At 67.1% G+C, this 6,363-nt stretch carries 8 protein-coding genes; 5 read left to right on the top strand and 3 right to left on the bottom strand.

Annotated features, from left to right (window positions below):
- Nucleotides 1–545: 545 nt before the first annotated feature.
- A complete protein-coding gene (locus tag OEJ36_RS29795) occupies nt 546–1,148 on the bottom strand; it encodes a PolC-type DNA polymerase III (protein WP_263404574.1) in 603 nt (200 codons plus the stop codon).
- A gap of 34 nt (nt 1,149–1,182) precedes the next feature.
- Nucleotides 1,183–1,656, bottom strand: coding sequence for an NYN domain-containing protein (locus tag OEJ36_RS29790; RefSeq protein WP_021217618.1), 474 nt, complete (start codon nt 1,654–1,656; stop codon nt 1,183–1,185).
- A gap of 235 nt (nt 1,657–1,891) precedes the next feature.
- On the opposite strand from OEJ36_RS29790, the gene OEJ36_RS29785 reads away from it, so the two are divergent.
- From OEJ36_RS29785 to OEJ36_RS29770, 4 genes are all read left to right on the top strand, one after another.
- Nucleotides 1,892–2,464 (top strand): cysteine hydrolase family protein, encoded by a 573-nt coding sequence (locus tag OEJ36_RS29785; protein ID WP_263404573.1) that lies wholly within the window; start codon nt 1,892–1,894, stop codon nt 2,462–2,464.
- Nucleotides 2,461–2,979, top strand: a complete 519-nt coding sequence (locus tag OEJ36_RS29780) for a metal-dependent hydrolase (RefSeq protein ID WP_263404572.1) — start codon at nt 2,461–2,463, stop codon at nt 2,977–2,979. Before OEJ36_RS29785 ends, OEJ36_RS29780 begins: the two co-directional genes overlap by 4 nt.
- 77 nt (nt 2,980–3,056) lie before the next feature.
- Complete coding sequence (locus OEJ36_RS29775; RefSeq protein WP_263404571.1) at nt 3,057–3,719, top strand: YciC family protein; 663 nt, start codon at nt 3,057–3,059, stop codon at nt 3,717–3,719.
- A 46-nt stretch (nt 3,720–3,765) separates the two neighbouring features.
- Nucleotides 3,766–4,197 (top strand): VOC family protein, encoded by a 432-nt coding sequence (locus OEJ36_RS29770; protein WP_263404570.1) that lies wholly within the window; start codon nt 3,766–3,768, stop codon nt 4,195–4,197.
- On the opposite strand, the gene OEJ36_RS29765 is transcribed toward OEJ36_RS29770, so the two are convergent.
- Complete coding sequence (locus OEJ36_RS29765; RefSeq protein WP_263404569.1) at nt 4,191–4,994, bottom strand: substrate-binding periplasmic protein; 804 nt, start codon at nt 4,992–4,994, stop codon at nt 4,191–4,193. The genes OEJ36_RS29770 and OEJ36_RS29765 overlap by 7 nt on opposite strands.
- Before the next feature lie 250 nt (nt 4,995–5,244).
- Between OEJ36_RS29765 and OEJ36_RS29760 the strand changes: the two genes are divergently transcribed.
- Nucleotides 5,245–6,327, top strand: coding sequence for an endonuclease/exonuclease/phosphatase family protein (locus OEJ36_RS29760; RefSeq protein WP_263404568.1), 1,083 nt, complete (start codon nt 5,245–5,247; stop codon nt 6,325–6,327).
- Nucleotides 6,328–6,363 lie beyond the last annotated feature (36 nt).

Below are 6,363 nucleotides of genomic sequence, written 5' to 3'. Positions count from 1 at the left end.
AACGACTGCGTTCAGCCTCCTGGAGGGGCGTTGGCGGCTGCTCCAACTTTCTTCGCTCAAATCCACACATTGATGTGCGCACCAACCCAACGTGCACGTAGCGGCGGCTTTCGTAGGATGGCGTAGAGCGAAGCGAAACCCATGCGGTGGCGGTGGCAGAAATCCTTTGGTGCCCGGAAAGCACCGTGTTTGAGCTCCTGCATTAAAACCACAACAGCTAACGCACACATAGCCAATTCATTCGCCAAGCAGGCCGCAGAGCTGCCACCACAGATGCTCCCGGACGCATCGCCGCGCACGGCTTCCTAGGTTGGTATCGAGCGCAGCGAGGCCCAACGCAGTCCTATTCGGCATCGCTGCGGGCAATCCTGTGGGAGCGGCTTCAGCCGCGAAAGACCCGCCGCCGGCACTGAGCTACGCGTGGCCGGACATTCCATCGCGAATGAATTCGCTCCCACCAGGCGGTGCGGGACTCGACATCGCCTGGTGGATGAAAAGAGCGTCATCCACCCGAGGCGCATCGCCGCGCGGGGTTCCGAGCGCATCTACAGCCGCTTCAGCGCATCGAGGATCTTGGCGGCGGGGACTTTCTGCAGGCTGCAGAACAGCTCGTGGGAGATCCGTTGCACGCCGTGGCGGTCACGCAGGCGCTCGGCGATGAAGAGGGTGAGGTTGGCCGCCATCTCGGCATCGGCCAGCGCCCGGTGGGCCTGGCCCTTGTGAGGCAGGCGCGCCCAGCTGTTGAGGGTGCCGAGCTTGTGGTTGGGCGCCTCCGGCAGCAGGCGACGCGACAACAGCAGGGAGCAGGCGAAGGCCTGCCGGCGACGGCGGCCGAGGCGCGCCAGCTCGGCGTCCCAGAACTTCTGGTCGAAGGAGGCGTTGTGCGCCAGCAACGGGATGTCGCCGACGAAATCCGCCACCTCGCCCATCACCTGGGCCGCCGGCGGTGCGGCACGGACCATAGCGTTGCTGATGCCGGTGAGGCTCTCGATGAAGGGCGGCACCCAGACGCCGGCGTTCATCAGGCTCTGGTAGCGGTCGACGATGCGGCCCTGCTCGAGGATGACCACGCCTATCTCGGTGGCGCGGCAGTTGTCCCCCGGCGTGACGCCGGTGGTTTCGAAGTCGATGACGGCTATGGGGTCCACGGGATTTCCAGTGTTTCGCGGGGGCGGCGCGCTGTCACTTGAGCAGCAGGCCACCCTCGATGGGTACGTAACGGCTGGCGGCGCGCACCAGCGATTGAGCGGTGAGGCCGGGTACGCCATAGGCGACGGCTTCGACGCCATGATCGCGAACGCGGTCCAGCAGCAGGTCGAAGTCGCCATCGCCGGAGGCCAGGACGATCTCGTCCACCCGCGCGGCGGCGTCGAGGATGTCGATGGTGATGCCCACATCCCAGTCGCCCTTGGCCGAGCCGTCGGCACGCTGGATGAAGGGTTTGAGCTTCACGGTGAAGCCGAGGTTGCGCAGGATCTGCTGGAACTGCTGCTGGCGGGCGTCGCCCCGGTCGATGGCGTAGGCATAGGCTTCGACGATCTCGCCACGGGCGGCGATGTCCTTCCACAGCGCGGTGTAGTTGAAGTGGCAACCATAGGCCTGGCGCACCGTGTAGTAGAGGTTCTGGACATCGGCGAACACTGCGATCTTCTTCACCGGTTTTCCTCGGGTGGCGGGCGTGGGTTTAAAGCTGCGAAAAAACGTAAACGAGGCAGCCAGCGCAAGGCAAGAACAGGCGAAAAAAGCGGAGTCTACGCGCTGTAAATGAGCATTTTGATCGGACTCGCGCACGAGACTGTTCTTAACGCAGCGATGGCAACGCAGTCAGTTTTTTCAACGGTCTGCTAGAGTCGGCGCACAGTATGCCAGCACCGAGGAAAGGACACCCGATATGCCGCTGAACGACCCTCTCCACGCGCCTCCCGCCCTGATCATCATCGATATGCAGCAGGGCATCGCCCGCGTCACCACGCCACGCAACAACCCCCAGGCCGAAGCACGCATCGCCGCCCTGCTCGCCCACTGGCGCGAGCACGGCTGGCCGCTGGTGCACGTGCGCCACATGTCCCGCGAGCCGGGCTCGGTGTTCGCCCCGGGGCAGGACGGCGCGCTGTTCCAGCCGGCGCTGGCGCCGGCACCTGGCGAGCAGGTGCTGGAGAAGAACGTCACCGATGCCTTTACCCACAGCGCCCTGGAGCGCTGGCTGCATGTGCGCGGCATCCGCCGCGTGGTGATCACCGGGGTCGCCAGCGAGAACTCGGTGGAGGCCACCGCGCGCAGCGCCAGCAACCTGGGCTTCGCCACCACAGTAGTAGCCGACGCCTGCTACACCTTCGCCAAGGCCGACTGGGCCGGCCGCCCGCGCAGCGCCGAAGAAGTGCACGACATGGCCATGGCCAACCTCGCCGGCGAGTACGCCGAGGTGCTGGAGAGCGAGGCCCTGCTGGCCGGACTGGCATCGTGATCGTCGCCCACCTGCCCACGGGCTACCTGATCGGCGCCCTGCTGGAACGTCGCTTCCGCCCCGCTGCCTGCAGCCCGCGCCTGTGGCTGGCGGTGGCGCTGCTCGGGGCCTTCGCCCCGGACCTGGACATGCTCTATTTCCACCTGGTGGATGGTCGCCAGCATCACCACCACAGCTACTGGAGCCACTGGCCTGTGGTGTGGTTCGGCGCCCTGGCGCTGGCCCTCGCCTGGCAGCGTCTGGCGCAGCGCACCTGGGTGCCGGTGCTGCTCGTGCTCTTTACTCTCAACGGTTGCGTGCACCTGCTGCTGGACAGCGTGGTGGGCGATATCTGGTGGCTGGCGCCCTGGGTCGACCAGGCCTTCTCCCTGGCCACCGTGACGCCGCGCTACCAGCCCTGGTGGCTGAACTTCATCCTGCACTGGTCGTTCCTGCTGGAACTCAGCCTGCTGGGTGCGGCGCTCTGGCTGGCGCGCTTCCGGCGGCGAGGCGGATCGACGCAGGCCGCCCTCTAGCACGTGCGGCGCCTTGGAGATGGTGCGAGGCATCGACTAGAGTTGCCTCATTGCCCTGCATTCCTATGGCGCCGTCGATGAACCCCCTGCTGCTGCTGCGCGACTCCTGGTACTTCTTCAGCCGTCACTTCGGCATGATCGCCTCGCTCTGCCTGCCGGTGATCCTGCTGGAGGCACTGGCCCTGCAACTGGCCTCCGCCTGGATGGGCGAGACGCCTTCGGCGGCCTCAGACCTGCTCATCCGCCTGGTGTTCTACCCGCTCTACACCGGCGCGCTGATCGTTTTCCTCGACAGCCGCAGCAGCCGCGTGAGCCTGAAGAAGAAGCAGATATGGGGCCTGGCGCTGCTGCGCTGGCCGTCCTTCGCGGTGCTGGCGGCCTTCAGTACGCTGCTGATCATGCTCGGCGCCTCGCTGCTGATCCTGCCGGGGCTGTGGGTCATGAGCCGGCTGGCATTCGCCGAGTACCTGCTGGTGCTGGACGGCATGTCGCCGATGGACGCCATGAAGCAGAGCTTCCGCATGAGTGACGGGCACTTCCTCACCATCCTCTGCTGCATCCTCCTGGCGATGGGGCCGGTGTGGCTCTTCGAGTGGTGGGCCTATGGCGAGCTGGGCGAACGCCCGGACACCGTCGCCAGCATCTTCGTCGACTGCCTGGACGGCTTCCTGCAACTGTTCACCAGCGTGCTGATCTTCCGCCTGTTCAGCCTGCTGGGGGAGCCGGCAGCGGAACACTGAAAGCCGGCTAATCTTGTCCGGGCCATTGCACAGGGAGATTCATTCCATGGCCGAAAACCCCAGCATCCTTTCCCATATCTCGCTCGGCACCAACGACTTCGACCGCGCCCTCGCCTTCTACGACAAGGTGCTGCCGACCCTCGGCTGCCGCCGCGTACTGGAGCACCCCGGCGCCGTGGCCTATGGCCGCGAGTACCCGGAGTTCTGGGTGCAGAAGCCCATCGACGGCAAGCCCGCCAGCACCGGCAACGGCACCCACATCGGCTTCTTCGCGGCGGACAAGGACGCGGTGCAGGCCTTCTACCAGGCGGCCCTGGCCGGCGGCGGCAGTTCCGATGGCGAGCCGGGGCCCCGCGCGGAATACGGCGCGCCCTACTTCGGCTGCTTCGTGCGGGACCCGGACGGGCACAAGATCGAGGCGGCGTTCTGGGACACCAGCCTGGACTACGAACTGGTGGTCGAACCCCACGCTCACTGAGTGGCGGGCTGGTAGCGCTTGGCGGCCTCGGCCACCCAGCCCTCGTCGAGCATCTGCTGCAGGGCGGTGGCGATCCGCTTCTTTTCCTCGGTGAGCGGGTGCTGCTGGGTGAAGCCGATGAACAGCTCGGTGCGGGTCTGCGGCTGGTAGCCGGTCTTGACGATGCGCCCGGCCAGGCGCGGGTCGCGCAGCTCGTAGTCCACCTGGCAATCGGTGCCGATCACCAGTTGCAGGCGCCCGCGCATGAGCATCTCCAGCAGCTGCTGCTCGTTGTTGACCCCTGATTTGCGCAAGCCGGCATCGGAATCGAAGGGCTGGAAGTACACCGACTCCAGCACGTAGCCGATGGTGGGGCCGCGCAGCTGCTCGTAGCGGGTGATGCTCGCCGCCAGCTCCGGCGTGCCGTACAGGCGCGGTGCGCAGGCGTAATAGGGAATGGGCAGGTAGTCGATGTAGCGCTCGCGGTCGGGGGTGCGCGCCAGGCCCGTCATCAGGTCCGCCGAGCCGCTCTGCAAGGCAGCCAGGCCACGGGCCCAGGGCGCGCGCTGCACATCGAAGCGCAGCCCGGTGCGATGCTCCAGCTCGGCCAGCAGGTCGATGTCCAGGCCATGCAGGGCACCGCGCTCGCCCTCCATGCGGAAGGGTGGCCAATAATCGGTCATCACCCGCAGCGGCGCGCGTTCCTCGGCCAGCGCCGCGGTGGCGCCGAGCAACCACCCCAGCACCACGAACAGCCACGGGCCAACACGGCGAAGGGCCGGCGGCTCGGCGGGACTGACCACTATCTGGCGATGCATGCCTGCTCCTGGAAGTCGGGACTGTCGGGTCGATCCTGCAAGACCCTTGCCTACGGGGCCGGGAATGTTAGGGCAACCCGAGGAATGCGCAAACCGGCTTTACCGGACTGCTCTGCGATCCATCGCGACAAGACAAGAATAGCGTCGCTCACGCGTCCTGGCCGCTTCGCTTGGCCATGGGTTTTGGCCAGGCCGCCCGCTCGGGTATGCTCGGCCATTCCCGGTTCCAGCCAAGCCCAGCTCCCAGCCGATGCCACCCTTACTGCGCCGCCTCCTGCTTTGCCTGCTGATCATCGCCGTCGCCCTGGTTGCGCTGGTCTACAGCCTGACCTGGCACCCCGCCGCACGCGAGGAGGAGCGGGTGAGCTGCGTGGCCGAAGCGCCGCTGCTGCAACCCGGCCAGGCCTTGAAGGTGATGACCTGGAACCTGCAGTACCTGGCCGGAAAGCGCTACGTCTTCTACTACGACCTGCCTGACCGCGAAGGCCCGGACGAACGCCCGACGGCCGCCGACGTGGCCTACAGCCTGGACGAGGTCGTGCGCGTGCTGCGCGACGAGCAACCGGACCTGGTGTTCCTCCAGGAACTGGACGAAGGCGCCCGCGCCACCGACTACCAGGACCAGCTGGCCCTGCTGCGCGAGCGCCTCGCCGACGTCTATCCCTGCAGCACCCAGGCGTTCTACCGGAAGGCCGCCTTCGTGCCGCAGCCGCACATCCTCGGCAGCGTCGGCATGAAGCTGGCGACCCTCAGCCGCCTGCGCATGGACAGTGCTGAACGCCTGCAATTGCCCCTCGCCGAAGGCGACCTGCTGCAGCGCCCCTTCGAACGCAAGCCGGCGCTGCTGGTGAGCTACCTGCCGGTGCGCGAAGGCGGGCGCCTGGCGGCGATCAACACCCACCTGGACCCCTGGGTGCCAGGCCAGGACACCGCACAGCGCCAGTTGGCGATGACCCGCAGCCTGCTCGACGAACTGGAGCGGGAGCGCACGCCCTGGGTACTGGGCGGCGACTTCAACCAGTTGCCACCCGGCCAGTACCCGCACCTGGACGCGGTGCAACGCAGCCGCTTCGCCCCGGACAGCGAGCTGGACGCGCTGAAGGCCTATCCGAGGGTGCCCGCCGCCGAGGAAACCGACGGCACCGAGCGCCAGCGCTGGTTCACCCAGTTCCCCAACGACCCGCGCGTGACGGGGCCGGACCGCACCCTCGACTACGTATTCCACAGCCCCCGCCTGACCCGCATCGACGCACGCGTGCGCCAACTCGATACCCTGCGCATCTCCGACCACCTGCCCCTGATCGCACGCTTCCTGCTGCCGCCGGTGCATTGAAGCCGGGCGGCGCGCTGCACCGATGGACTCCTCGCC

Origin of the sequence: Pseudomonas sp. PDM13, from assembly GCF_025685765.1 — a bacterium.
GTDB classification, from domain to species: Bacteria; Pseudomonadota; Gammaproteobacteria; order Pseudomonadales; family Pseudomonadaceae; genus Metapseudomonas; species Metapseudomonas solani.
The sequence above is the reverse complement of the archived record's forward strand: the minus strand, read 5'-3'. Positions and strand labels throughout refer to the sequence as shown.